23 protein-coding genes, 2 pseudogenes and 1 other annotated feature are annotated in these 24,031 nt (G+C 27.8%); of the genes and pseudogenes, 9 read left to right on the plus strand and 16 right to left on the minus strand.

Annotated elements, in window-relative coordinates:
• Positions 1-197, minus strand: a 197-nt coding sequence (locus tag J2Z24_RS21825) for a MaoC/PaaZ C-terminal domain-containing protein (protein WP_307861375.1), incomplete at its 3' end; no start/stop codon positions are given.
• A gap of 214 nt (positions 198-411) precedes the next feature.
• A complete protein-coding gene (locus tag J2Z24_RS19970; RefSeq protein WP_173702703.1) occupies positions 412-1,788 on the minus strand; it encodes a DUF2334 domain-containing protein in 1,377 nt (458 codons plus the stop codon).
• Between the two features lie 203 nt (positions 1,789-1,991).
• Positions 1,992-2,196 (plus strand) — a binding site (T-box leader).
• Positions 2,197-2,360: 164 nt separating this feature from the next.
• Here J2Z24_RS19970 and J2Z24_RS19975 point away from each other — a divergent pair.
• The 3 genes from J2Z24_RS19975 to J2Z24_RS19985 all read left to right on the plus strand — a co-directional run bounded on the left by J2Z24_RS19975 (position 2,361) and on the right by J2Z24_RS19985 (position 6,044).
• On the plus strand, positions 2,361-3,428 hold the full coding sequence (locus tag J2Z24_RS19975) for a pyridoxal-phosphate-dependent aminotransferase family protein (protein WP_035149998.1): 1,068 nt from the start codon (positions 2,361-2,363) through the stop codon (positions 3,426-3,428).
• Between the two features lie 70 nt (positions 3,429-3,498).
• Complete coding sequence (gene serA, locus J2Z24_RS19980) at positions 3,499-5,097, plus strand: phosphoglycerate dehydrogenase (RefSeq protein WP_035150000.1); 1,599 nt, start codon at positions 3,499-3,501, stop codon at positions 5,095-5,097.
• Positions 5,098-5,249: 152 nt separating this feature from the next.
• Positions 5,250-6,044 carry a sugar phosphate isomerase/epimerase family protein gene (locus J2Z24_RS19985; RefSeq protein ID WP_035150002.1) on the plus strand — a complete coding sequence of 265 codons (795 nt, stop codon included), beginning with the start codon at positions 5,250-5,252 and terminating at the stop codon, positions 6,042-6,044.
• A gap of 116 nt (positions 6,045-6,160) precedes the next feature.
• Here J2Z24_RS19985 and J2Z24_RS19990 read toward each other — a convergent pair whose 3' ends face one another.
• Positions 6,161-6,772, minus strand: coding sequence for a DUF2238 domain-containing protein (locus J2Z24_RS19990; RefSeq protein WP_035150004.1), 612 nt, complete (start codon positions 6,770-6,772; stop codon positions 6,161-6,163).
• Between the two features lie 163 nt (positions 6,773-6,935).
• Here J2Z24_RS19990 and J2Z24_RS21830 point away from each other — a divergent pair, with 163 nt between their 5' ends.
• Complete coding sequence (locus tag J2Z24_RS21830) at positions 6,936-9,089, plus strand: ATP-dependent helicase (RefSeq protein WP_051593371.1); 2,154 nt, start codon at positions 6,936-6,938, stop codon at positions 9,087-9,089.
• A 164-nt stretch (positions 9,090-9,253) separates the two neighbouring features.
• Here the strand turns inward: J2Z24_RS21830 and J2Z24_RS20000 are convergent, their stop codons facing one another.
• The 7 genes from J2Z24_RS20000 to J2Z24_RS20030 form a co-directional block, all read right to left on the minus strand.
• Entirely contained in the window at positions 9,254-10,963 is a 1,710-nt protein-coding gene (locus J2Z24_RS20000) for a methyl-accepting chemotaxis protein (RefSeq protein ID WP_035150005.1), read from the minus strand.
• Positions 10,964-11,236: 273 nt separating this feature from the next.
• Positions 11,237-11,440: a DUF1657 domain-containing protein gene (locus tag J2Z24_RS20005; RefSeq protein ID WP_035150008.1), complete on the minus strand. Its 204-nt coding sequence runs from the start codon at positions 11,438-11,440 to the stop codon at positions 11,237-11,239.
• A gap of 31 nt (positions 11,441-11,471) precedes the next feature.
• Entirely contained in the window at positions 11,472-11,825 is a 354-nt protein-coding gene (gene spoVAE / locus J2Z24_RS20010) for a stage V sporulation protein AE (protein WP_035150010.1), read from the minus strand.
• Between the two features lie 19 nt (positions 11,826-11,844).
• A complete protein-coding gene (spoVAD, locus tag J2Z24_RS20015; protein ID WP_035150012.1) occupies positions 11,845-12,846 on the minus strand; it encodes a stage V sporulation protein AD in 1,002 nt (333 codons plus the stop codon).
• On the minus strand, positions 12,847-13,326 hold the full coding sequence (gene spoVAC, locus J2Z24_RS20020; protein ID WP_035150013.1) for a stage V sporulation protein AC: 480 nt from the start codon (positions 13,324-13,326) through the stop codon (positions 12,847-12,849).
• Between the two features lie 14 nt (positions 13,327-13,340).
• Positions 13,341-14,201, minus strand: a complete 861-nt coding sequence (locus J2Z24_RS20025; protein WP_035150016.1) for a DUF421 domain-containing protein — start codon at positions 14,199-14,201, stop codon at positions 13,341-13,343.
• A 14-nt stretch (positions 14,202-14,215) separates the two neighbouring features.
• The gene (locus J2Z24_RS20030; RefSeq protein ID WP_035150018.1) at positions 14,216-14,422 is read right to left on the minus strand and encodes a DUF1657 domain-containing protein; all 207 of its coding nucleotides are present in this window, start codon (positions 14,420-14,422) and stop codon (positions 14,216-14,218) included.
• 336 nt (positions 14,423-14,758) lie between these two features.
• On the opposite strand from J2Z24_RS20030, the pseudogene J2Z24_RS21995 reads away from it, so the two are divergent.
• Both J2Z24_RS21995 and J2Z24_RS22000 read left to right on the plus strand, forming a co-directional pair.
• A pseudogene (locus J2Z24_RS21995) lies at positions 14,759-15,076 on the plus strand (PAS domain-containing protein); the annotation flags it as partial.
• A gap of 267 nt (positions 15,077-15,343) precedes the next feature.
• Positions 15,344-15,859: pseudogene (locus tag J2Z24_RS22000) on the plus strand (methyl-accepting chemotaxis protein); the annotation flags it as partial.
• A 60-nt stretch (positions 15,860-15,919) separates the two neighbouring features.
• On the opposite strand, the gene J2Z24_RS20040 reads toward J2Z24_RS22000, so the two are convergent.
• Both J2Z24_RS20040 and J2Z24_RS20045 read right to left on the minus strand, forming a co-directional pair.
• Positions 15,920-17,392 (minus strand): methyl-accepting chemotaxis protein, encoded by a 1,473-nt coding sequence (locus J2Z24_RS20040; protein ID WP_035150023.1) that lies wholly within the window; start codon positions 17,390-17,392, stop codon positions 15,920-15,922.
• A 334-nt stretch (positions 17,393-17,726) separates the two neighbouring features.
• Positions 17,727-18,002, minus strand: coding sequence for a CD3324 family protein (locus tag J2Z24_RS20045; RefSeq protein ID WP_035150026.1), 276 nt, complete (start codon positions 18,000-18,002; stop codon positions 17,727-17,729).
• Between the two features lie 282 nt (positions 18,003-18,284).
• On the opposite strand from J2Z24_RS20045, the gene J2Z24_RS20050 reads away from it, so the two are divergent.
• Positions 18,285-19,154 (plus strand): methionyl aminopeptidase, encoded by an 870-nt coding sequence (locus tag J2Z24_RS20050; protein WP_035150029.1) that lies wholly within the window; start codon positions 18,285-18,287, stop codon positions 19,152-19,154.
• 56 nt (positions 19,155-19,210) lie between these two features.
• On the opposite strand, the gene J2Z24_RS20055 is transcribed toward J2Z24_RS20050, so the two are convergent.
• Positions 19,211-19,570 (minus strand): winged helix-turn-helix transcriptional regulator, encoded by a 360-nt coding sequence (locus tag J2Z24_RS20055; protein WP_035150033.1) that lies wholly within the window; start codon positions 19,568-19,570, stop codon positions 19,211-19,213.
• A 125-nt stretch (positions 19,571-19,695) separates the two neighbouring features.
• On the opposite strand from J2Z24_RS20055, the gene J2Z24_RS20060 reads away from it, so the two are divergent.
• Both J2Z24_RS20060 and J2Z24_RS20065 read left to right on the plus strand, forming a co-directional pair.
• Positions 19,696-20,094 (plus strand): pyridoxamine 5'-phosphate oxidase family protein, encoded by a 399-nt coding sequence (locus J2Z24_RS20060; RefSeq protein ID WP_035150036.1) that lies wholly within the window; start codon positions 19,696-19,698, stop codon positions 20,092-20,094.
• Positions 20,095-20,183: 89 nt separating this feature from the next.
• Positions 20,184-20,951, plus strand: a complete 768-nt coding sequence (locus J2Z24_RS20065) for an SDR family NAD(P)-dependent oxidoreductase (protein ID WP_035150039.1) — start codon at positions 20,184-20,186, stop codon at positions 20,949-20,951.
• A gap of 167 nt (positions 20,952-21,118) precedes the next feature.
• Here the strand turns inward: J2Z24_RS20065 and J2Z24_RS21835 are convergent, their stop codons facing one another.
• The 3 genes from J2Z24_RS21835 to J2Z24_RS20080 all read right to left on the minus strand — a co-directional run bounded on the left by J2Z24_RS21835 (position 21,119) and on the right by J2Z24_RS20080 (position 23,671).
• The gene (locus J2Z24_RS21835) at positions 21,119-22,237 is read right to left on the minus strand and encodes an AAA family ATPase (protein WP_111947670.1); all 1,119 of its coding nucleotides are present in this window, start codon (positions 22,235-22,237) and stop codon (positions 21,119-21,121) included.
• A gap of 18 nt (positions 22,238-22,255) precedes the next feature.
• Entirely contained in the window at positions 22,256-23,044 is a 789-nt protein-coding gene (locus J2Z24_RS20075) for an RNA ligase family protein (protein ID WP_035150043.1), read from the minus strand.
• A 414-nt stretch (positions 23,045-23,458) separates the two neighbouring features.
• On the minus strand, positions 23,459-23,671 hold the full coding sequence (locus tag J2Z24_RS20080) for a hypothetical protein (protein WP_035150046.1): 213 nt from the start codon (positions 23,669-23,671) through the stop codon (positions 23,459-23,461).
• Positions 23,672-24,031: the final 360 nt, after the last annotated feature.

The raw sequence follows: 24,031 nt of genomic DNA on the forward strand, positions 1-24,031 counted from the left end.
CCATGGGCAATTCTTTTCTTAAAAAGACTTTTCTTTGCAAATTCTTCATCCAAATGAATTGGATTTACATCCCCAGATATTTTTGAAAAAGAAACTACATCTTCATCACAAATAACTTTGCTTATCGAGGCTTTATCTCCAACTTTGATTTCTTCATAACTTTTGTTTAAACTTTCAATCTTTTTTTCTATAAAAATCCCTCCCTACTGTATATGTATAGTTACAAAAATAGTATATTAAACAATTTATAGTATAATTTTATCATAAAAAGGCTTTTTATGGAAGGGTTTTGTTGAAAAATTATTGTGAAAATGTAAATTATTTTTGAAATTTATATTATTCTGTTTATTTATATTATTGAAAGTATATAATTACATAGTTCTTAAACTTCTTTTTTATATATTTTTTTCTCTATTTAATATCTGTTATTTTTATAAATTTATATCCTTTACTTTCAAAAGTATTTATTATTCTTTTTAAAGGAGATTTTTCACTATATGAATATGCAGGATATCCATCTTTGTCTTTATACAATTTAATATATTCAAACTCTATATTAGGATGATAAAAAAAACTAGCTAAAGTAAAAGTATTTATGTTATTTATGTTATTTATTTTTCTTATCATATTATCAGTGTCCCTTTTTCCATCTACATAATTAAGTGGAGTAGGTATATATTTCACTGTTCTATTTCCTTGTTTTCTTCTAGCTACATTGTTTCTTTCTGTAAACTTTGGTGGCTCATACATATAATCAAAATACTTTTCTAATTCCCTATGCTGCATATCTGTAGCTGCATAATGAGCACTTTCAAAAAAATGAATTGGAACATTTAATTTTTCCCCACTTTGAATGCTTTTCTTCGCTACTTCCCTAGTTTTTGACACAGTATTATTTCTTCTTCCATCTAATTCAATACCATCTATACTAATTTCATTTCCATATTGATGAGTATATCCATGAACACCAATCAAAGCATTTCTATCCATAAGATAATCTAGTGTGTATAAAAAATCTACATTATGCATCGTATATTTAGTAGCAAGATCATTATCTATCCTTTTTTTAGGATTAATATATTTAGGAACCCAAGCTATATGAAAAGGAATAAATTTAGAATATAAGTAATCCCCTATTATTCTTATCTTTTCTAAACTTTCACTTGTAGAATATCTATCTTCAGAAGACATGTCTTCTAATCTAATAAGTGCAACTTTATTAGTATTTTTAATTTTATTAACAGAAATATTATCCTTATTATTAAATAAATAAATTACTTTATTTTTAATATCCCAAGAAGTTTTCATATTTAGCATTTTAGTAAAATCATATAATGATATATAAGCTATATCACCAGCAAATATAATTTTTTCTTTTAAATTTTGAACTCTTTCTGCATTTTTAAAGTTATTATTCAGTAAATTCAATCGAATTTTATATCCTCCAAAATTTATTTCTCCTATTTTATCATTCTTCCAATTATATTCTCCTCCACTTTTAATTACAAAATGCTCAACCGGAATATAATATCTATTATTTTTAATATATATGGGAAATTTATTTTCTATATTTTTATCTCTAAATTTAAATTTAATATCATCTGTTCTTAATTTAATATCTTTAAATTGCTTTATTATTTCCTTTTTTTCTCTCTTTAAATTCAAATTACTTCCTGCATAAATTCTATTATTATATATTGAAAAAATTAAATTTGGTAAAGCTAGTATTACACTTATAACCCCTATTAATATAAACTTATATCTTATATTTACATATTTTTTTTTCATGTATACCTCTCCTATCTTTAAATTATTATTATAAATAAATTCAAATATAAAACTATACATTGCTTAGTAAACTAAATCTAATATTCCATCTATATTTATCATACCTTTAATTATTCAAAAAAATTCCACTTTAAAATAATTAATAAACTTTTTTTAAAAATCTCTTGCATTATATTTTTAAATACACTATAATTAAAAACAAATTTGAAGTTGTGAAAGGCAGTAGTAAATAATCTTTCATTTTCAGAGAGCCGATGCTTGGTGAAAATCGGTAATGAAGGTTGTTGAATCCGGCCTGGAACTGTATAGGGGTAAAAAACCTATACCGGACTAATTCCGTTAAAATTAAGAGACTACTTGCAAGTAGTAAAATAAGGTGGTACCACGTGGAAATTCCCCGTCCTTAGCAGTCAAGCTAAGGGCGGTTTTTTTATAGTTTAAGGCATCTTTGAATGATTATTTTTCTATAAATATAGCCAAAATAATTGAACATTTTTAATACACTAACATATTATGGATAATTAAACTTAATTATTGGGGCGAAAATAAACTTAACTATTGGAGGGTTATTTATGAATAAATTGTTAATGACACCAGGACCAACAAATGTTCCTGAAAGAGTTATAAAAAAAATTGGTGAAGGGATGCTTCATCATAGAACTGCAGAATACAGTAAAATATTTAGAGAATTGAACGAAAGGCTAAAATATGTTTTTCAAACTAAAAATACAGTACTTACTTTCCCTGCATCTGGTACTGGTGGATTAGAAGCTGCTCTTGTAAACTCATTTTCAAAAGGAGATAAAATTTTAGCAGTATCCATAGGTGATTTTGGAGATAGATTTATAAAAATTGCTAAATCATACGGCTTAATTGTAGATGAAATTAAAGTTCCTTGGGGAAAAGCTGTTACCTTAGACCAAATAAAAGAACAACTTACAGAGGACCATAAAGGACTTATAGTTACTCATAACGAAACTTCTACCGCAGCCGTAAACCCTATAAAAGAAATTGGTGAACTCTTAAAGAATAAGAATATAATTTTTATAGTTGATGCTGTAAGTTCTTTAGGTGGAATTGATATAAAGATGGATGATTGGGGTATTGATATTTTAGTTACTGCTTCTCAAAAAGCTTTAATGAGTCCTCCTGGACTAGCTTTTATAGGAGTAAGTGAAAAAGCTTTAGAAAATGCAAAAAAATCAGATTTACCAAGATTCTATTTTGATTTTCTAAATGCTAAAAAATTCTTAGATAAAGAAAACCCAGAAAATCCTTATACCCCTGCTGTTCCACTTATCGTCGGTGCAAATGAAGCGCTAAAAATGATTGAAGAAGAAGGGTTAGAAAATGTATTTTTAAGGCATAAAAATTTAGCAAATAAATTTAGAGAAGAAGTTAAACAAATGGGGCTTATCTTATTTGCAGAAGCAAATGCTTTCTCAAATACGGTAACTGCAATAAATATAGAAAATAATAAAGCCTCTTTTATAAAAGAAAGACTAGAAAAAGACTACGGAATTATTATAGCTGGTGGTCAAGGTCATACAAAAGGAAAACTTATAAGAGTTGGTCATATGGGATACGTTAATGAAGAAATGATAGATAAAACTTTAAATGCTTTAAAAAATTTAATTTAGAAATTATATACAATAAAATTTAAAAATTTAAATAACAATAAAAATATATTACTAATTGGAGGTAACACTTATGGAATTAAAAAAAGTATTAATAATTGATAAAATAGATGATTTAGGAATAGAACTTTTAAGGAAAGAACCAAACTTTCAGATAGATATAAAAATAGGTATAGAAAGAGAAGAATTATTAAATATAATTGGTGAATACGATGGTCTTATCATTAGAAGTGATGCAAAAGTTGATGCTGAACTTATGGCTAAAGCTACAAAACTAAAAATAGTTGGTAGAGCTGGTAATGGAGTAGATAATATTGATATTCCTGAAGCTACAAAACGAGGTATTATTGCAGCTAATACTCCTGATAGTAATAGTATTTCCGCTTGCGAACTTACAATAGGACTTTTACTTTCTCAAGCAAGAAATATCGCTCGTGCTGATAAATTCTTAAAAGAAGGCAACTGGGACAGAGATAGTTTCATGGGAAGCGAACTTTTCAATAAAACTTTAGGTATAATAGGACTTGGTAGAATAGGAGCTCTTGTTGCTACAAGGATGAACGCTTTTGGTATGAATGTTATAGCTTACGACCCTTATATCGCTGATGAACGATTTGAAAAGTACAATGTAGAAAAGAAAAATACCTTAGAAGAATTATTAAAAGAAGCTAATTTTATTACAATCCATACTCCAAGAACAGAAGAAACTATAGGAATTATTGGAGAAAAAGAAGTAGATATAATGAAAAATGGAGTTAGAATCGTAAATGCTGCCCGTGGAAAGCTTATTGAAGAAAAAGCTTTATGTAAAGGGCTGGCTAGCGGCAAAATTGCTAGTGTTGGTATAGATGTACATGAAAAAGAGCCTAGATATAGTGCAGAATTATACAACTTTCCAAATGTAGTGGTTACTCCTCATATAGGTGCAACTACAGTAGAAGCTCAACAAAATGTAGGACTAACTATAGCAAAACAGGTTTTAAAAGGAATTAAGGGTGAAATTGTTCCTAATGCAGTTAACCTTCCTGCTATTCATAGAGATGAATTAAAAGAAATTCAACCTTATATTAACCTTATGGAGAACTTAGGTAAGGTATATTATCAGATTAATAAAGAAGCAATTAAATTTGTAGATATCACTTACTGGGGTGAAATAGGATGCCAGGATACAGAAATGGTTACTATAGCCTTTACTAAAGGATTATTAGAACCAGTTATGGCTGATAGAGTAAATTATATAAATGCTAGAGTTAAGGCAGAAGAAAGCGGAATAGGAATAAATACTAAAAATATATGTAAGCATTTTAATGGATATTCAAACTTAATTACTATAAAAATAACTGATAATAAAGGTGGAATATTTACTTTATCTGGTACTATTTCAACTAAAGGTGAAGGAAAATTAGTAGAAATTTTAGGTTATGAAGTAGATGTTAAACCTTCTGACTATATGCTATTCTTACAAAACAAAGATGTACCAGGTGTTATAGGTCAAGTTGGAACCTTTATAGGAAATGAAAGTATAAACGTTGCTACAATGCAGGTTGGAAGAAAATTAAAAGGTGATAAGGCTATAATGATTTTAAATATTGATGATAAAATTTCTAAAGAAGCTCTAGATAGATTTGTAAATATAGATAATATAATTTGGGCAAAGGTTATTGAACTGTAATCCTCATATCAGATAATAGGGCGTAGATTATAGATAATAGATGGATTAACAACAGTTAACAATGGCAAACTGTCTTCTATACTCTGTTATCTATGCTCTACTGTAACTTTTAAATTAAATTAACTTTCAAATTAATGAAAGGAATGAGTAATATGTTTAATTATATTGGCTATGCTGCTTCTATAGGGGAAGAAAATATTTATAAAACTATAGATTTTGCAAAAGAAAATAACATGAATGCTGTAGAAATAAATATGAATGTTCCTATATACTTTCCTGAAAATTTTAATAAAGAAGAGAGAAGAAAAATTAAAGATTATGCAGAAACCAACGGTGTAAAACTTACTATGCACGCTCCTGAAGATATTACTCTTCTTCAACTTCATTCTTCTATAAGAAAAGCCGGCTTAGACAGGCTAAAGGAAATAATAACTTTTGGAATAGATATTGGGGTTAGCAGAATGACTCTTCATGTAGGTAGCGCAGTATGTTTTACTTTAGTAGATAGAAAAAGCTATATGGAAGAATTTTATGAAAAAGAGTATAAGAACATATTAAAAGAAAGTCTACAACAATTAGTCCACCATACTGAAGATAAATTAATGATATGTGTGGAGAATTCGGGAAGATTTCCAAAAAAAATAGTTCAAGAAGTTCTTGAAGAACTTTTAAAAACCACTAATCTTTATTTAACTTGGGATATAGGTCATTCCTATGAAAATAAATATAATGAAGTAGAATTTTTTATAAGGAATATTGATAAAATTAGAACTTGCCATATTCATGATAATAACGGTAAAAGTGATCATCAAATTATAGGTACAGGAAATTTAGATTTTAACAAACATTTTAATCTTATGAAAGATAAAGAGATTATATATATTATAGAAGTAAGACCTAGAGAAAATGCAGTTAAATCTTTAGAAATATTAAAGAAACATTTCTAAACTAATTTTAAAAATTTAAAATTTCACTTAAATGGGCTATCGCACTAAGAATAAATCTCACAATATATTGTATGTAAATTTCTTAATGCAATAGCCTTATTATAATTATTTGAATACTATAATTTTATCCTTTCCAATTGCTCATCATGATATTTTGAAAGTATTACTAGAGATAATATAGATCCAACCAATGCAAATAGCATGTCCCATTGTGTATCCCATACATCCCCTTGAGTTCCTAAAAAGGCTTCTGCAGCTGTACCTGTAAATTTTGCTACAGCAAATTCAATAAGTTCATAGGAAGCACTAGCAGCTAAACATATAGAAACAATAATAAATCCTAACCATCCCTTTTTACTTACAATATTTTTTCTTATAAAAATTTCTCTTGTAACTATAGCTGGTATAAACCCTTGAGCAATATGTCCTAGCCTATCATAATAATTTCTCTCTAAATTAAATGTATCTTTTAACCAATTAAATAAAGGCATCTCTGCATAAGTATAATGTCCACCTACAATTAATATTATCCCATGAATCCAAATTAAAATATAAACCAAAGTTGTAAATTTAAACTTACTATATATAATTACTAATATAGTTCCACCTATCAAAGCCGGAAGAACTTCTAAAAACCAAGTGAAACTATCAAAAGGATTAATACCAGACCATATTAAAATAATTATTATACTTATTATTAAAAATAAATGTAGTTTCCTCTCCTCCATATTCTTTCTCCTTCCTTTTGTATTAATAAGATTATATAATAAAATAACTTGAATTAAAGCATTTTTATGTTAAATTATTATTTGTAGAGTTTGAAAATATGTTAGTTGCTCTTTCTGGAATGAAATTAAATACTTATATAAACTATAGTTAATTATCAAGGTGGTGTTAAAAATAAATAAAAGTGATTTTTTATCTTATTTAAAATATAATTGCAATATAAATTTAACAAAAGAACAAGAAGAAATAGTTTTTAATGTTTATGGACCCATGGCAGTAGTTGCAGTACCTGGTGCAGGTAAAACTGCTACTTTAATTTCTAGAACTGCAAATCTTATATTAAATCAGAATGTAAATCCTAAAAGAATACTTGGGCTTAGTTTTAGTAAAGCTTCTGCCATAGATATGAGAAATAGATTTAAAAGTTTCTTTGGAAATATAATAAAAGATACAGTTCCGTTTTCCACTATACACAGTTTTGCTTATTATGTAATAAATAATTATTCTTTTAGAAGAAATAAAAAATATACGATAATAGAGTCTAAAGATTCTCCAGTAAATCGTATAGTTTTACTAAAAAACATATATACCAAATACAATAATGATTTTATAAATGATGATAAATTAGAAGAACTATCCTCATTTATAGGATATTTAAAAAACATAATGGTATCTTTTGAAAACACTGAAATATATAAGGAGGATTTTCCTGTACCTAATTTTATAAACATATATAGAGAGTATGAATTGTATAAAAAAAAGAATAATTTGCTGGACTATGATGATATGTTAGTAAAATGCTATAAAATATTACACAAGGATAAAGAAATATTAAATTTTTATAGAAATTTATATGATTATATTGAAGTAGATGAATGTCAGGATACTAGTAAAATCCAACAAGAAATAATAAAGCTTATTGCAAAACCAAAGTTTAATTTATGTATTGTTGGTGATGATGATCAAAGTATATATTCTTGGCGAGGTGCTTTTTCTCAGGGACTTTTAAATTTTAAAAGCCAATATCATAAAGACGGAAAAATATTTTTTATGCAGCAGAACTTTAGAAGTAGTAAGCAAATAGTAAATGCTGCTAATGAATTTATTAAAATAAATAAAAAAAGATATAGTAAAGAATTATTTACCAAAAATGAAGAAGGTAATGAAATTAACTTTATTAATGTAGAAAATGAATATGCTCAAATAGATTTTTTAGTTCACAAATTAAAGCAAGAAAAAGATTTAAAAGAAACTGCTATTCTTTTTAGAAATAATATTTCATCTATTACTCTAGTAGATAGATTAATTAAGGAAAACATTTCTTTTTACATAAAAGATTCAGTCCCATCTTTTTTTAATAGCTGGGTAATTAAAGACATTTTATCATTCTTTAAATTGGCTTTTGATTTAACTGATATAGATGCTTTTGAAAGAATATATTATAAGATGAAAAGTTATGTAAAAAAAGATGACTTAAGTATACTTTACAATAGAAAAATTAAAGAAAGCATATTTAAAACTCTTTGCAATAATGAAAACTATTTTTCCTCTTCATATAGGCTAAAATCTTTTGAAGAAAAGTTTTTAAAGCTTTCCTGTTTATATGGAGATGAAGCTATAGATTTTATAAGATATGAACTAAATTATGAAGAATATATGATAGATTATTGTGAAAAATTTAAATATAATATGGATAATATACAAACTATACTATTTATTTTAACTATGGTTTTGTCATCCTGTACAAGCCTACAAGATATAGAAAATAAATTAACTCTTTTAAAAGAAGAAATGGAAATGAGTAAATCTAAAGGAAAATTTAGTGGCGTAACCCTCTCTACTATGCATAGTTCAAAAGGGTTAGAATTTGATACTGTTTACATTATAGACTTAATTGAAGATATTTTACCTTCTCCTGACAGTATAGATAAAGCTAATAAAGGAGATAAAACTTCTTTGGAAGAAGAAACTCGTTTAATGTATGTTGCTATAACTAGAGGAAGAAAAAATCTTTACTTAATAAATCCTCTTAAAAAAAATAATAAAAAATGTACTCCTTCTCAATTTGTACAAAAACTTTATAATATAATTAATAAAGGGAGGTCATTTAGCATCTTATCTAATAATTTAGTTAAAAATACTACTGTTTTAAATAGAATTCCCTTAAAAGTAGGAACACTTATCCAGCATAAATCTTTTGGAACAGGTAAGATATTAACTATAGATGAAGATATACTTACCATAAATTTTGGAAATGGTCTTGTAAAAAATCTTTCTTATAATTTATGTTGCTCTAAAAATTTAATTAACACTTTATGAAAATACGAAGCACTTTTAAGAGTATAGAGTACACATAAGGAAGCTTTTCTTCCATTATCACTACAAAAAAGCTTTAATTTAAATTTTTTCGTAATTCAAATGGAGAAAAATTCTCCTTATTTGTGCTCTGTAATCTGTACTCTTAAAAGTTGCTTTGTAATCTTTTAAATTTTAAACTTAGATATTACCTTTAATAAGCTTTCCGCATTTTCCTCTGAGACTTGTGTTTGCCTTATTACATGGCTTGACTTCTCATTTACTACCATAGTACTTTCAGCAATATTAGTAGTATTATTTGCCCCTTCTGTAGTAGATGTTGTTATTTCTTCTACAGCTTTTGTTAAATTTTCAACAGCAATTCTTACCTGATTAGAAGTATCACTAAAGTTTTCCATAATCTTATTAACACCTTCTGCATCCATTTTATACTCTTCCCCTGTTTTAACCATATTTAGATAATCATTAGAAACTTTGGTATTTACAAAATCTAATATTTCTAGTGCCCCATTAGATAAATTTTCAACCGCTTCTAAAACTAAATCTGCTATCTTTTTAATTTCAGTTACAGTAAGGTTAGATTGTTCTGCTAAATTTCTTATCTCATCTGCAACAACTGTAAATCCTTTGCCTGCTTCTCCAGCTCTTGCTGCTTCTATTGAAGCATTTAACGCTAGCAAATTGGTTTGAGAAGAAATATTTAATATAGTTTCCGAAAATATGCTTATCTTTTCCACTACTTTACAATCTTCTAAAGCTTTTTCTAACTTTTCTTTAGTATTAGCATATATATCATCTGCATCTTTTTTAGCAGTCAAAGATTTTTCTCTTAAAGATAAAGCTCTATTACTAATTTCTATTGAAGAATTAACTCCTTCTTTTGCCTTAGTAGCGATTAACTCTACAGCTTCTTTTATTTCATAAACTGTTGCATTCATTTCTTCTGTAGAAGCTGCTGTTTCTTCCATACCAGCTGATAATTCCTCTGTTGTTGCATGAACTTCTTCTATTTGATTGTTCAAATCTCCCATATTTACAGCTATACCTTGTACATTTTCCACAGTAATTTCAGTTTTATTGCTAACCTCGGATATAATATCTCTTAAATTTGATATAAATTGATTAAAAGCATCTGCCAACTCTCTAAATTCATCATTAGAATTAACTTCCACCTTTTTAGTTAAATCTCCACCACTAGTGGCTAGTGTATTTAACTCAACTTTTAACAACTTAATAGGCTTTAAAATACTTCTTATTATAGTAACCGCTATAAATACTATTGCTACTATTACTATTATATTTATAAATAAAAGCATCTTCTTTGCCATTGAAGATGCGGAATCTCCAGTATCACTTAGCACTTTACTATATTTTTCATTATATGTGACTAATTCTTTAAGATCTGAACTAGCTTTATTAAATAAATTTAAGCCTTTGCCATTCATAATCTTCATGGCTTCTTCTGCCTTTAGCTTATTACTTAATTCTATAACAGTTTTATGTAAATTAAAATAATTAATCAAAGAGCTTTCAACTTCTCCAATTAATTCTTTATCTTTCTCCTCTGTAATAGTGTTTTTATATTCATTAATATTCTTAAAAATTTGGTTTTTTAAATTTTCCATAACTTTCTCTTTAGCCTTCATTTCTTCTTTGGACTTAGATAAAATATGCTCATATTCAACTATTCTAAAATCACTAGTTAAAATATTAAGACTAGATGAACTTTCTATACCTGGAATTAATTCATAAGCTATGACTGTAGAATGTTCATTTATATTTTTTAATAAAATACTTGAATATAATCCTACTCCTATCAATATAATAATAAAAAATGTTACTAGTGAGATTAACTTAGTTTTTACAGTAATTTTCATAACTCCATCCTCCAATAATTTTTACAACTTAACTTCATATAATTTAAAACGTAAATAAATTTTTTTGGATTTATTTACATTATCCAGTTAATTTTATTAAAATAATTTAATTTTCCGCAACATTATATATAGTACCATATATGTATTATATTATCAAAGCTAATATAACTTCTTTGTAGATATTAAAACAAAATAATAAAGAGGAGATTTTAAGCTTCTCTCCTCTTCATTATTTATCTCTTCTAAAATATGTTTACTTTTAATTTTAATTTATTATTGTCTATATTGAGGTTCCTGTTCTTCAATATATTTTCTTCTTCCTTCTAAAACTTGTAATGCATCTTCAAAAGTTTGAGCTAATTGCTGAAAATCCTTTTTTGCATCTTCATCCTGTGTTTCTAATGCAAATGTTTTCATTGTAGCTGCTGCTGACTGAACGCCTGCTATAGCTTGTTGCATCTGTGTTCCTACTGTCATTTATATCACCTCCTTTCAAAATACCTTAATATTATCCTTTAGGTTTAAATATTAAGGAAGCTATAAATGCAAATATTATAGCAGCTGAAATTCCAGCACTTGTAACTTCGAATATGCCAGTAAGAACTCCTATAATACCAGATTGTTCAGCTTCCATTAAAGCTCCTTTAACTAATGAATTACCAAAACTACATATTGGAACTGAAGCTCCTGCACCTGCAAACTTTACCAATGGCTCATATAATTCTAAACCTCCTAATATGGCACCAAATACAACTAATGCACTCATTGTATGAGCCGGTGTAAGCTTAAAAACATCCATCATTATCTGCCCAATTACACATATAATTCCGCCAACAATAAAAGCTTTAATAAAAATTGCCATTTTTCCCCTACACCTCTCTTTACATTTCCATAGATACCGCATGGGCAATACAAGGTATACTTTCTTTTTGTTGATAGGATAGAGGAGATAATAGTGCTCCTGTTGCAACAATCAATATTCTTTTCAATTCACCTTTCTTCATACGTTTAAGCAAATGCCCATAAGTAACTGTAGCAGAGCAACCACATCCACTACCACCGGCCATTACTGGTTGATCCTCTCTATAAATTAATATTCCACAATCGGTAAATATTTTTTTTGGAATTTTTAGTCCATGTTTATCTAATAAATCTCCTGCAATTCTATGACCAATTCTTCCTAAATCTCCTGTAGCAATTAAATCATAATAGGATAAATCTATATTTAAATCTCTAAAATGTGCCTCTATTGTATCCACTGCTGCTGGAGCCATAGCAGATCCCATATTAAAAGGATCTGAAATTCCCATATCTACTACTTTTCCAATAGTAGCACTTGTTACTTTAGGTCCTTCACCTTTTTCAGCTATTACCGCAGCTCCTGCTCCAGTTACTGTCCATTGAGCAGTTGGAGGTTTTTGTGATCCATATTCTGTAGGATATCTAAATTGTTTTTCTGCTGCTATATTGTGACTAGATGCACCTGCTACCACATATTTTGCAGATTTGCTATCAATTAATAAAGAAGCTAATGCAAGACCTTCCATAGAGCTAGAACAAGCACCAAAAATTCCTAAGTAAGGAATCCCCAATGTACGTGCTGTAAAACTACTAGGAGTAATTTGATTCATTAAATCTCCACTTATAAAAAATTGAACATCTTCTTTTTTCATATTTGCCTTATTAATTGCAGTTTCACAAGCTTCTTCTAATAACTTTTTTTCAGCCTTCTCAAAGCTATCCTGTCCTAACCATACATCTTCATGAAGGATATCAAAATCCTCTGCCAATGCTCCTTCTCTTTCAAATGCTCCTCCTACCGCTGCCGATGATATTATCACTGGTTTTGAATCAAAAACCCAGGTTTGATGTCCTTTAATCATTTACATCCCACCTAACCACTTAATAGTTATTTTTATTATTGCTACAATAAAAGCTGAAAATACTCCAAAAACAATGACTGAACCAGATAATTTAAACATATTTCCTCCCACTCCTAAAACATATCCTTCAGTTCTATGTTCAATAGCTGCAGAAGCCATAGTATTGGCAAATCCAGTAACAGGAACAGCAGTTCCTGCTCCAGCCCATTGTGCAATATGATCATAAAATCCAAGACCAGTAAGTAAAATAGAAATTATTATTAAAATTGCAGATGCAGGATTTCCAGCGGTTTCCTTTGTAAAATTAAAATATTTTATAAAAAACCATTGTAATCCTTGCCCTATAGTACATATAATACCCCCAACTAAAAAAGCTCTTACACAATTTTTAAAAACTTGACGCTTTGGTTCCCTTTCTTTAGCAAAATCTTGATATTCTTGTTGAGTAGAAGTTAATTTTTTCTTTTTCATATTAGACATAAACTCACTTCCTTTTAACGTAGTAAGTAGGGCTCTAGTTTATTCATAACTTCTTTTAATTTATTGGCATTCTTTAGATATCTTTTCCTAGCTTCTATATCATCTGTTTCTAATGAAAAGGATAATAAATCTGCTTGCACTTTTGAAATACTGGCATAAAGCATTTCTTTCACTTGAGGTTGCGTAACTTGTATTGCATCATCAAAAAGATCTATAAACAAATCTCCTGATGAATCTACTTGACCGATAAACACATTATCTAGTGATACTCCTGCATTTGATAATTGAACCTTTAGCCATTGCCTATCAAGTCCTATACTTGATAATGATTCATCAAGAATATTACCATCTAATATTACAGTTTCTGGCTGTGAACAAGGTGCAACTTTTGTGTTTAATTGCTTAGGTGTAATAGGTTGTTTATCGGACTTTAATAAAACGTTCACTTCTCCAGTAGTCTCCATTACAGCAAATTCAACATCTGCTAAATTAAAAACATTTTTTTTTCGTAATTCTCTTAGCAGTTCTTCTCCAGTGTATCTAACCTCCATTAAATTTTCTTCTAGAACTTTTCCCTCTTTTATTAATATAGTATTTCTACCATTTACAAAATCATGTACCACTTTACTTTTTAATGATAGATAATCTAATGCTATAAAAAGTACTATCCATGTTCCTAATGCAATAAATGCAAAAGCAATATTAGTTACTACTCCTAAAGTAATTAGTGAAACAATAATGGCAACTATAATATAACTTACAAAATTAAAAGGAGTTACCTTTGATATATTTCCTTTTCCTACAAGCCGCATTATTAGTAAAGTTAAAAAAAATAAAATTACAGTTTTTATGAGAACTATAATCCAAGTTTGCATATTATTTCCTCCTATTAGTTTCCTTTATATTGAGGTTCTTCAAATTCTATTGTTTTCATTCTACTTTCTACATCTTTAATAACTGATTGTGTTATTTGAAGTGCTTCCTTATAAGCATTTGCCTCCTCTTTATTCTTGCTTTGTATAGAATAGATTCTTAATGTACTTTCTACTCCTTTTAAATTAGATAATGATTGTTTTACTTTTGACCCTACTGTCATTTATATCAACTCCTTGAATACTTAACTGAAGTTATTATTAGCAAAATTCTTAAAAATATTACTTTTTCATTATAAAATTCCCTAGTATAGTCTTCTTATTCTGTATTTTTTTATTAAGTTTATTACTTATTTATCGATATACCAAAATGTATAGTAGTAGAGTAATAATATATCATTAACAAATTAATTATTTCAAACAAGGGGGCTAATAAAATGGCATTATTCAGTAAAAGACAACAAACAAATAATAATGGAACCGTTAACGTAGACAATATTAATAAAGGGAACCTAAAAAAAACTGAAGAACAATTAAGATGTGAGGGACTAAGATTAGCAATGCCCTTTCCATACTATATAAGAGATATGGATTTTAACATTGTAGAATTTTCTCCAATGATGGAGCAAATGACTGGATTCTCAAAAGAAGAAGCATTAAAACTGAAATGTTATGATGTATTTAATTCCTCTATATGCGGCAAAAATTGTGTAGTTCAAAAACACTTACAAGATAGTAAAGATTCAGTTAAAAATATATATGTTGAACTTAAAAATAGATCTGGTAAAATAATCCCAACATTGATTTCATATACACCATATTTTGATGAAGCTGGTAATACTATAGGCGCAATAGAAGTAATAAAAGATATAACCGCTGAAAAAAACATTATAAATACTTTAGATGAAGAAGCACATCATTTAGGTTCAATTAGCGAAGAACTTGCAGCTTCAAGTGAAGAAACCTTAGCTATGAGTAATACAGTAGCAAATGTATCTCAAGCTCAAACAGAAAAGTTACATACTTGTATGAAAGAAATGGATAGTACTAATAACCAAGTTGATTTAATCGTTAAAGACACTGAATTAATAAAACAATCTATAAAATCTTTAAATGAATCAATGGATAGTACAATCTATGGTATGGATGAGTTATCTAAAAAGACAAACTTAATTACAAACATTGTAGATTCAATACAAAATATAGCAGGCCAAACAAATCTTTTAGCATTAAATGCAGCTATAGAAGCTGCAAGAGCTGGTGAACATGGTAGAGGATTTTCTGTAGTAGCAGATGAAGTCCGTAAATTAGCAGAAAGTAGTTCACTGTCTGCTGAGGATATACATACAAATTTAAAAGAAATTACAGAACTAGTTTTAGAAGTAAGTAATAAAGCTATAGAAACCAATAACAACTTAAAAAATAGTGATAATATTATAGAAGGATTAATAAATGAAATTTTTAAAATAAAAGGCAGTATTGATAAGCTAGTTAAAATAGTTAATGAATTAGATACAGAATCAAAACAAAATTCACAAACAAGCAAAAATCAAGCTGCAGCTGTAGAAGAAGTGGCTAATGTAGGTGGAGAATTAGCTCGTATGGCTCAAGACCTTCAGAAACATGTGACTGATTTGGCTTCACGTAATCATATAGTATAATATAAATACAAGTGCTTCATAATTTCTCTATATTATGAAGCACTTGTATTTTCTATTGATTCAATATTTGAATAGCTCAATACCTTTATTGTTTTGATTATGTATTTTTTCAGTGATTTCATCTATTAATACAAATATCTGCTTGGATAATTTTTCAGCAGAACAGTAATATTTTTCAGCATTAGATTTATTTTCTTCTTTCACTGCTTCTATAACTTTATGTCCTAACTGATGAAATTCTTTATGAATACTATCAATCTTTTTCCATTCTTCTATAATGGAGGAATGTGTTACTTGTATAGATTCATAAAAATGTCCAAAAGCACATTTAGAACTATTAGTTTGTAAAGGATATATCTTCATTTCATCTTTAATATGTTTTAAATTCTGTAACCAATTTTCGTGAGCTTTTTTAGCCTTTTCCATATAATTTAAAAAGTCTTCATTACTAATGTCATTCATAGTACCTTTAAGTCCATTCATCATTGTCTTTAAAATATCTGAAAGTGTATCATCTATATAAGATATTTCCTTAGCATATTCTGCACTCTTTAATGCATCATCATGAATAGTATTTGTCATACTATTCAATCTTTCTGCATCCTGACTTGAGTTTTCCATAGCTTCATTTATTTCCGCTGCAGCCTCATTTATTCCTCCCATAGATTCATTAATTGCTACCACATTACTTACCGTATTCTCAAGTATATTCACATTATTTTTCATAGCATACGTTATTGAATTAATTTTTTCGCTCATTTTTTCTGTGGAATTTACAGTATTATCCATACTTTCTTTACCTTTTCTTGAAGTAGCTTGAATATTATCTACAAATTTTTTCATTCCCTGAAGATTTTCCTTTGTATTGTCTGCAAGCTTCCTTATTTCTTGAGCTACTACTGCAAATCCCTTCCCATTTTCTCCTGCTCTTGCAGCTTCAATAGAAGCATTTAAAGCTAACAAGTTGGTTTGCTCTGCTATAGCTCCAACCCCTATTACAATATCATTGACTTTGCTAGCCATTTCAACAAGTTCATCAATTTGATTTCTCATAATAGTTGCATCATTCAGCACCTCTTTTTGTAATTGATTAATTTCTTCAATTTCATCAAGACTTTTATGATTCTGCTCTATTAATTCTTTAGAAGATGCAGATAGTTTTTCCAATGTTTCAGAAGTATCCTTTATAGTGTGATTTACTTCATTCATACTAGCCGTGATTTCCTCTACTATTGCCACATTAGAGTCACTTAGTGTAGCCATTTCTCCTGCAAAATCAATCAACTCATTAGAAATAGTAGACATTTCTACATCAAAATTACTTAAAGATGCATTTACATCTAACAATTCTTTTGCTGAAGAAGACATAATTTTCTCATTATCAAAAAGCTTTTTATAGTTATTTAATAAATTAACATGGGTTGGATACTTAACTTTAGGTTCTGATACTCTCTCTCCCTTTAACCTATCTTCTACATATTTAACAATACAATCAGCTTCATAACAGGGTTTTTTCTTAAATTTTTTAAACATCTTCAATCACCTTTAACCATTTATTTTAAATTATTTACCTATAATTATATGTTTTTTCACATCATAATCTGCAATAATTTCATTTTAAACTATTATTATTTTTATAAATTTTATTTTGCTTAACAATAGCTATAAAGCTAAATATTATACTACTTATCTACTATTTCTCTAATCATATATATTGTTACATAATTATGGTGTAATATCCAGAGAAAAATTAATAAATAATAGTAAATTTTCTATAAAAATTAAAAAGTTCTTTATTTAAATCCAGTGTATAAAAAAATCAGTATTTAATGATTTTATACTAACATCATTAAATACTGATTTACATTTATATTTTTTGTTTTATCTGTCTAATTATTCTTCTAATACTATACTCAGTAAGATAATATCGCTGTGTAAGCTCTTTAACAGATATTCCTTTATTGTATAAATTAAAAATCTCTTTGTTTCTTTTCTTTAAACTCTCTTTTATACCACTGTTCTCTCCCCAAGCTTTTTTATTCTCAGGTTTTGTAGGTATATATAAATACCCACCATCTATATACTGCTGAATTAACTCAATTATATACCTTGGTAATATATTTTGTGCTTTTTCATATTTCATATTCCTTGCTCCTATCTACTTTTAAATTTGTAAATTATGAAGCAAAGACCACACAAAACTACTTTAACCTAAATTAATGTTATAAAAATTCGGCTCTGAACAAAACTTTGCTTTATGTAGTCTTTGCACAGAGCCTAAATCGTCAGTAAATTTTATTAAGTAATTCATACTATATCCCCCTATCAATATTAATAAAATTATTTTATCATATGCATTTATAAAGTAAATATGTTAATATAGGTTTTAGAAAATAAAACTATAATATTATTAGGAGATGTTGTTATGAATTTAAATAGAAATGATTTATGCTGGTGTGGAAGTGGATTAAAATATAAGAAATGCCATATTGAATTTGATAAAAAATTAGATATGTTACAAGAGCAAGGATTTCTAACTCCACCAAGACAGCTTATTAAAACCAAAGAACAGATTGAAGGTATAAAGAAAAGTGCTAAAATTAATAATGCTGTGCTAGATCTAGTAGCAGAAAATATAAAAGAAGGCATGAGCACTGAGGAAATTGATAAATTAGTTCATAACTATACTGTATCCCAAGGAGCAGTTCCAGCTACTCTTAACTTTGAAGGATATCCTAAAAGTGTTTGCACTTCAATAAATAATGAGGTATGCCATGGCATCCCAAGCAAGGATATAATCCTTAAAAATGGAGACATAATAAACATAGATGCCTCCACTATATTAGATGGATATTATTCAGATGCCTCAAGAATGTTTATAATTGGGGAAGCTAGTGAAGAAGCAAAAAAATTAGTAGAAATTTCAAAGGAATGTTTGTATAGAGGTATAGAAGCAATAAAACCATGGGGTTTTCTAGATGATATAGGTGCAGCAGTTCAAGAATTGGCAGAAAAACATGGTTACTCTGTAGTAAGAGATTTTGGTGGTCATGGTGTTGGACTTGATTTTCACGAAGAACCTTTTGTTCCTCATGTTGGTAAAAGAGGGGAAGGCATGATTTTGGTACCTGGTATGGTATTTACAGTAGAACCTATGATAAACACAGGTTCTTATGAAATATTTATAGATTCTGATAACAACTGGACAGTGTTAACAAAGGATGGCTCCCTTTCTTCTCAATGGGAGCATACTATATTAGTAACAGAAAATGGAGTAGAAATAATTAGTAAATAATTTAGTTAATAGTGGAATTAATAATTAAAGTAGAATTCTATAAAATGAATGCTACTTTAATTATTATTTTTCAAATTAAAATCTTCACTTTTTAAATAGTTTTTATATTCTTCTCCCCATACAGTTAATGAATCAAGTACAGGCATAAACTTCCTACCAATATCCGAAAGAGAGTACTCTACCTTTGGGGGCACTTCAGGATAAACCTTCCTTACTATTAATCCATAATTTTCCAAATTGCGAAGTTGCTTTGTAAGAGTTGCTTGTGTTAACATGGGTATTTTATGTTGCAATTGCCCAAATCGTAAAGTTTCCATACTTAAGTAATATAAAATTATAAGTGTCCATTTACCACCTATAACTTTTTGTGCAGTTGTAATAGGACATTTACCAAATAAATTCTCATCTTTTTCCACTGTTATCACTCCTTTAGTATCTAAAAACATACTAACTATACTAATTAATTGTACTTGTTAAATTTATTATAGCATATTAGAATTAATGTGTAAATAATTTTACTTTAAGAAAGGAAGTTATACTAATGGAAAAAATACTAAAATTTTTATCAGAAAATCCCACTTTTTATTTTGCAACTGTGGAAGGGAATAAACCAAAAGTAAGACCTTTTGGATTTTTTATGGAGCATGAAGGTAGACTTTATTTTGGAATGGGAGATCATAAATTTTGTTATAAACAAGTACAAGCTAATAAAAATGTAGAAATCTCTACAGCTAATGCACAAGGTCAATGGATTAGAATTAGTGGCACTGCGGTTTTTGATGATAGAGAAGATACTTTAAAAAAGGCATTTAAAACTATGCCATCCTTAACTCAAATTTATAATGAACAAACTGGTCTGCATTTAGCTCTATTTTATTTAGATAATATTCAGGCTGAAATTGCTGATATAAAAGGTAATTTTGAAAAAATAGCATTTTAATATTGTTTTCATATTCTCTCCTTATATTCACAATACCATCATCTATCATATAATATGTGTATTAGCTAATATTTAAAGGAGAGAATTTCATGAATAATTTATTCGATTTAACAGGAAAAGTTGCAATTATTACTGGTGCTTCAAGTGGTATAGGGGTTCAAATTGCTAAAGCCTTTGCTGAACAAGGAGCTGATGTAGCAATACTAGCAAGAAGGTATAAAAGATTAAAAAAGTTAGCTAAAGAAATAGAATCTATGGGAAGAAAAGCTCTTCCTATAAAGTGTGATGTTACAATAGAAAAAGAAGTTATTTCTTCTGTAAAAACTGTTTTAAATAACTTTGGTAAAATAGATATATTAATGAATAACGCTGGAGTAGATTCTGTGGGCTCTGTTGATATCATTGATGAAACCGAGTGGGATAGGGTTATGAATACAAATTTAAAAGGCGTATTTCTAATGTCCAAACATGTGATAAAACATATGAAGGAAAAGAGATATGGAAAAATTATAAATACAGCTTCTGTTTGTGGTATTATTGGTGGTAAATATGAAGCACTTCACGCTTATAATGCTTCAAAAGGTGCTGTAATAAGCTTAACTACAGCTATGGCAGCTTCATTGGCTCAATATGGCATAACTGTAAATGCAATTGGTCCTAGCCTTTTCAAAACAGAAATGACTTCGCCTGATCTTTTTAAAGAAAGTAGCTTAAAAATGTATAATGAAATTTGCCCTGCTGGAAGAGCTGGCAATGCTGGAGAGTTAAATGGTGCTGCTATTTATTTTGCCTCTGATGCTTCTAGCTACACTACTGGACAAACATTGTTTATTGATGGTGGTTTTACATCTATTTAAATTAGAATTTTACTAATTCTTCTAAGCTTCATAAAAAATTTATTTAGATATTCCTATTTCATCTGAAGCTTAGAAGAAATCATTCAATAACTTATATTGCTTTATGTTCTACTTATACAAATTATTTTATATCTCACTTATACAAAATAAAATAATTATATCAGCTATTAATCTATAACAATATATTCTACCTCATAACCTTCCCACTTTTCTATCATATCAAATTTACTTATCATATTATTTATAACTTTTTCTGGCACAGTCCTATTTCTAATCTTATTTCGTAAAAGTAGTTCTTTATATGGTACTTCAATATAAACAAATTTCACTCTAGCACCATAAGCTGAGAATACATTACATAAATTTTTTCTAATATCTTTTGATAAGTTGGTAGCATTCCATACAAAAGGTTTTTTCTCTTTTAACAAATTCTTTACTCTTTCCTTTGCAATAGCGGCTACTTTTGAAGAATTTTTTTTAGGAGAAATTCTAAGTTCCTCTCTTATATTATCTAGCGATATAATTGGTATAGATTTTAAATTATTTTTTATATAAGTATCCTTACCTGCAAGTGGAAAACCCACCATTATTGTTACTTGAAAAGTAGTTATATCGAACACATTATCTCCATGCCATATATTTTGTTTATTTAAATATAAAAATCTGCTATATTTATTAGAAAATTTCTTTGATGAATAAAAGCATGCTAATTCATTAGTGTACTCCTTAAAGCATTCTATATTATAAAAAAGTTCCTCTTTATCATCACATTCTCTTCCTAATAAATCTGCTTTTGCAATGAGATATAATAGTTTCATATTAACAACTTCACTAGCTTTTATTAAATCATAATCCATATTGTTTCTATCCATAAAAAACAAAGGTAATCCATGATATTTAATCAATGCAGCTATTTCTTCTCTTAAAGAAAAGCTTATGTTCTCATATTTATAAAAAAACTCTCTAAAAAGTTTTGCACCCTTTACTCCATGTTTGGGAGATATTATTTCTCCATCTTCTGTTTTAGTACAGATTAATTTACCAATATCATGAAAAAAAGCTGCTAAATATAAAGTTACCTTGTCAACACAATTAAGTTTCTCCCACTGAGGTAGGTTAATTACTTGTTGGCAAACTCTTTTAGTATGAATATAAACATTACCTTCCTCATGATATTTAGGATTTTGTTCTATATTCTTAAGTTCATAAATAATAGGAAAATCCTTTGCTATTTCATCAAAATCAAAATTCTTATCTAAAATATCTTTTATTACTTTACTATTCACAATACTTTTCACCCACTTTCAAGAAAATATATCTATTTCTTCTTTTAATTTATTGGGAATTATAGGTCTATTTATCCAGTGGGTTTCTGAATCTAAAATTGTATTAAGAAAAGATGTTCTAACATATTTAAATCTATCTATAACATGATTTTCATCCTCCAATTTAATATATAATCCCTCCATTAAATCAGAAGTGTCTGTTTGTTTTTTTGCAATATTAAACGAAAGATTTAATTCTTCACATTTTTTTCTTAAAATTTCTTTTCCTTTTGATGACTTAAAGTTAGATTTTCCTAAAAATGAAATTAACTGATTTAAGTTATTTAACTTTCCTTCATGAAGTACTAATACAGACACAATAAAGCTATAATCTTTAAGTATTTCTCTTCTCCTTTTTGTACTTAGAAATTTTTCTTCTTCTTTATCAAAAATATCAAATTCCATAAAGTAATGAGTTAATTCATCATAAAATACTGTATGTTTTGCATATAACCATTCTCCATACATAACATATCTGTTTCCTAAAATACTATATAACTCCTGAGTATGACAGCTTGTCCAAGTTTTAAATAATGAAAATTGTTTTTCTCCATATCCCCCATTTAAATAATGTCCTCTACTTTGCAAAAACATTTGTCCATTTTCATCAAAACTAATTCCACAATTTGCTCCATCTACCTTTTCTTCTACTACTACATGTTTATCCTTTATATAATCAAATTTAACAGCTTTTAAATCCTCATCTCCTTCTTGAAGTCTTGATCCTTCAATATGACGAGTTCTAGGATATTTATATATTCTTTCCATTAAAATTCCCTCTTTTCTTAGTTAATTGTTAAAATAAAAAAGTTGTGAAACATTACTTTTCACAACACAAATAAACTAAAAAAGAGATATTCTTTTTTAGAAAATTATTATGCTATAAAAAGTATATTCTAATTCTAAAAAGAGTATATCAAAAACGCCCCATTTTCTTAACATTTTTAAACGGGAATATCTAATCTACCACTAAATATTTTGACAAACTCTTATTATTTACACCATATTATATTGGCATAAAATACATCTCTTTTTACAAAGAGCTTATCTTAGAACATACAGAATTACATAATAATCTTCCTTTCACATTTTATCTAATTTTTCCATTTTAATATACAATAACATAAATTTAATTTTATTGTCAAGAATACTATTTTGGATAAGTTCAAATTATGAATAATATTATTTATTATGCTTTATAATATGTTTACTCTTTACCTTTCCACAAATACTACATTTATATTTAACAGGTACTAAATAAAAACTTTCCCTTTTATTCTTAACCAGTATTTGTTTTTTATAATTTATTTCTTTTACAATATAATCGTGTTTATGGCTTGACTTTTGTAGCTTATTTTTAGAAATATCTTCACTTATACACTTATCTGATTTCATACTATTCTCTCCTAAAATATCAATAATGAATAATATATTATCATATTTTTATTAAACTATAAAGCTAATAATTATAATAGTTTAATTTTAAATAAAAATAAAAGGCTTTGCAGTATTCTGTAAAGCTAAAATCTATATATTAACAAATATTATTATTCGATGACTACCCGCTCTAATACTCCCATTTTCTTTAAAGTGGGAGTATTAGAGCGGCTACGTCCCTGGCGATTTCCCCTAAAGGATAACGACTTCTAAGGAGTAAACTGTTAATAAGCTTCAGTGGGAATAAAAACTCCTTCTGAAGCCAAGAATTCTGTTTATTTATAATGTAAAAGGCATAACTGAATTAAGTAATTTTTG

It is taken from the genome of Clostridium tetanomorphum (assembly GCF_017873215.1).
GTDB classification, from domain to species: Bacteria; Bacillota; Clostridia; order Clostridiales; family Clostridiaceae; genus Clostridium_AO; species Clostridium_AO tetanomorphum.

Bases quoted from the DNA above. Each gene is read 5' to 3' on its own strand.
- J2Z24_RS19970 (WP_173702703.1), bottom strand. From the start codon at position 1,788: ATGAAAAAAAAATATGTAAATATAAGATATAAGTTTATATTAATAGGG.
- J2Z24_RS19975 (WP_035149998.1), top strand. From the start codon at position 2,361: ATGAATAAATTGTTAATGACACCAGGACCAACAAATGTTCCTGAAAGA.
- serA (WP_035150000.1), top strand. From the start codon at position 3,499: ATGGAATTAAAAAAAGTATTAATAATTGATAAAATAGATGATTTAGGA.
- J2Z24_RS19985 (WP_035150002.1), top strand. From the start codon at position 5,250: ATGTTTAATTATATTGGCTATGCTGCTTCTATAGGGGAAGAAAATATT.
- J2Z24_RS19990 (WP_035150004.1), bottom strand. From the start codon at position 6,772: ATGGAGGAGAGGAAACTACATTTATTTTTAATAATAAGTATAATAATT.
- J2Z24_RS20000 (WP_035150005.1), bottom strand. From the start codon at position 10,963: ATGAAAATTACTGTAAAAACTAAGTTAATCTCACTAGTAACATTTTTT.
- J2Z24_RS20005 (WP_035150008.1), bottom strand. From the start codon at position 11,440: ATGACAGTAGGAACACAGATGCAACAAGCTATAGCAGGCGTTCAGTCA.
- spoVAE (WP_035150010.1), bottom strand. From the start codon at position 11,825: ATGGCAATTTTTATTAAAGCTTTTATTGTTGGCGGAATTATATGTGTA.
- spoVAD (WP_035150012.1), bottom strand. From the start codon at position 12,846: ATGATTAAAGGACATCAAACCTGGGTTTTTGATTCAAAACCAGTGATA.
- spoVAC (WP_035150013.1), bottom strand. From the start codon at position 13,326: ATGTCTAATATGAAAAAGAAAAAATTAACTTCTACTCAACAAGAATAT.
- J2Z24_RS20025 (WP_035150016.1), bottom strand. From the start codon at position 14,201: ATGCAAACTTGGATTATAGTTCTCATAAAAACTGTAATTTTATTTTTT.
- J2Z24_RS20030 (WP_035150018.1), bottom strand. From the start codon at position 14,422: ATGACAGTAGGGTCAAAAGTAAAACAATCATTATCTAATTTAAAAGGA.
- J2Z24_RS20040 (WP_035150023.1), bottom strand. From the start codon at position 17,392: ATGTTTAAAAAATTTAAGAAAAAACCCTGTTATGAAGCTGATTGTATT.
- J2Z24_RS20045 (WP_035150026.1), bottom strand. From the start codon at position 18,002: ATGAAATATGAAAAAGCACAAAATATATTACCAAGGTATATAATTGAG.
- J2Z24_RS20050 (WP_035150029.1), top strand. From the start codon at position 18,285: ATGAATTTAAATAGAAATGATTTATGCTGGTGTGGAAGTGGATTAAAA.
- J2Z24_RS20060 (WP_035150036.1), top strand. From the start codon at position 19,696: ATGGAAAAAATACTAAAATTTTTATCAGAAAATCCCACTTTTTATTTT.
- J2Z24_RS20065 (WP_035150039.1), top strand. From the start codon at position 20,184: ATGAATAATTTATTCGATTTAACAGGAAAAGTTGCAATTATTACTGGT.
- J2Z24_RS20075 (WP_035150043.1), bottom strand. From the start codon at position 23,044: ATGGAAAGAATATATAAATATCCTAGAACTCGTCATATTGAAGGATCA.
- J2Z24_RS20080 (WP_035150046.1), bottom strand. From the start codon at position 23,671: ATGAAATCAGATAAGTGTATAAGTGAAGATATTTCTAAAAATAAGCTA.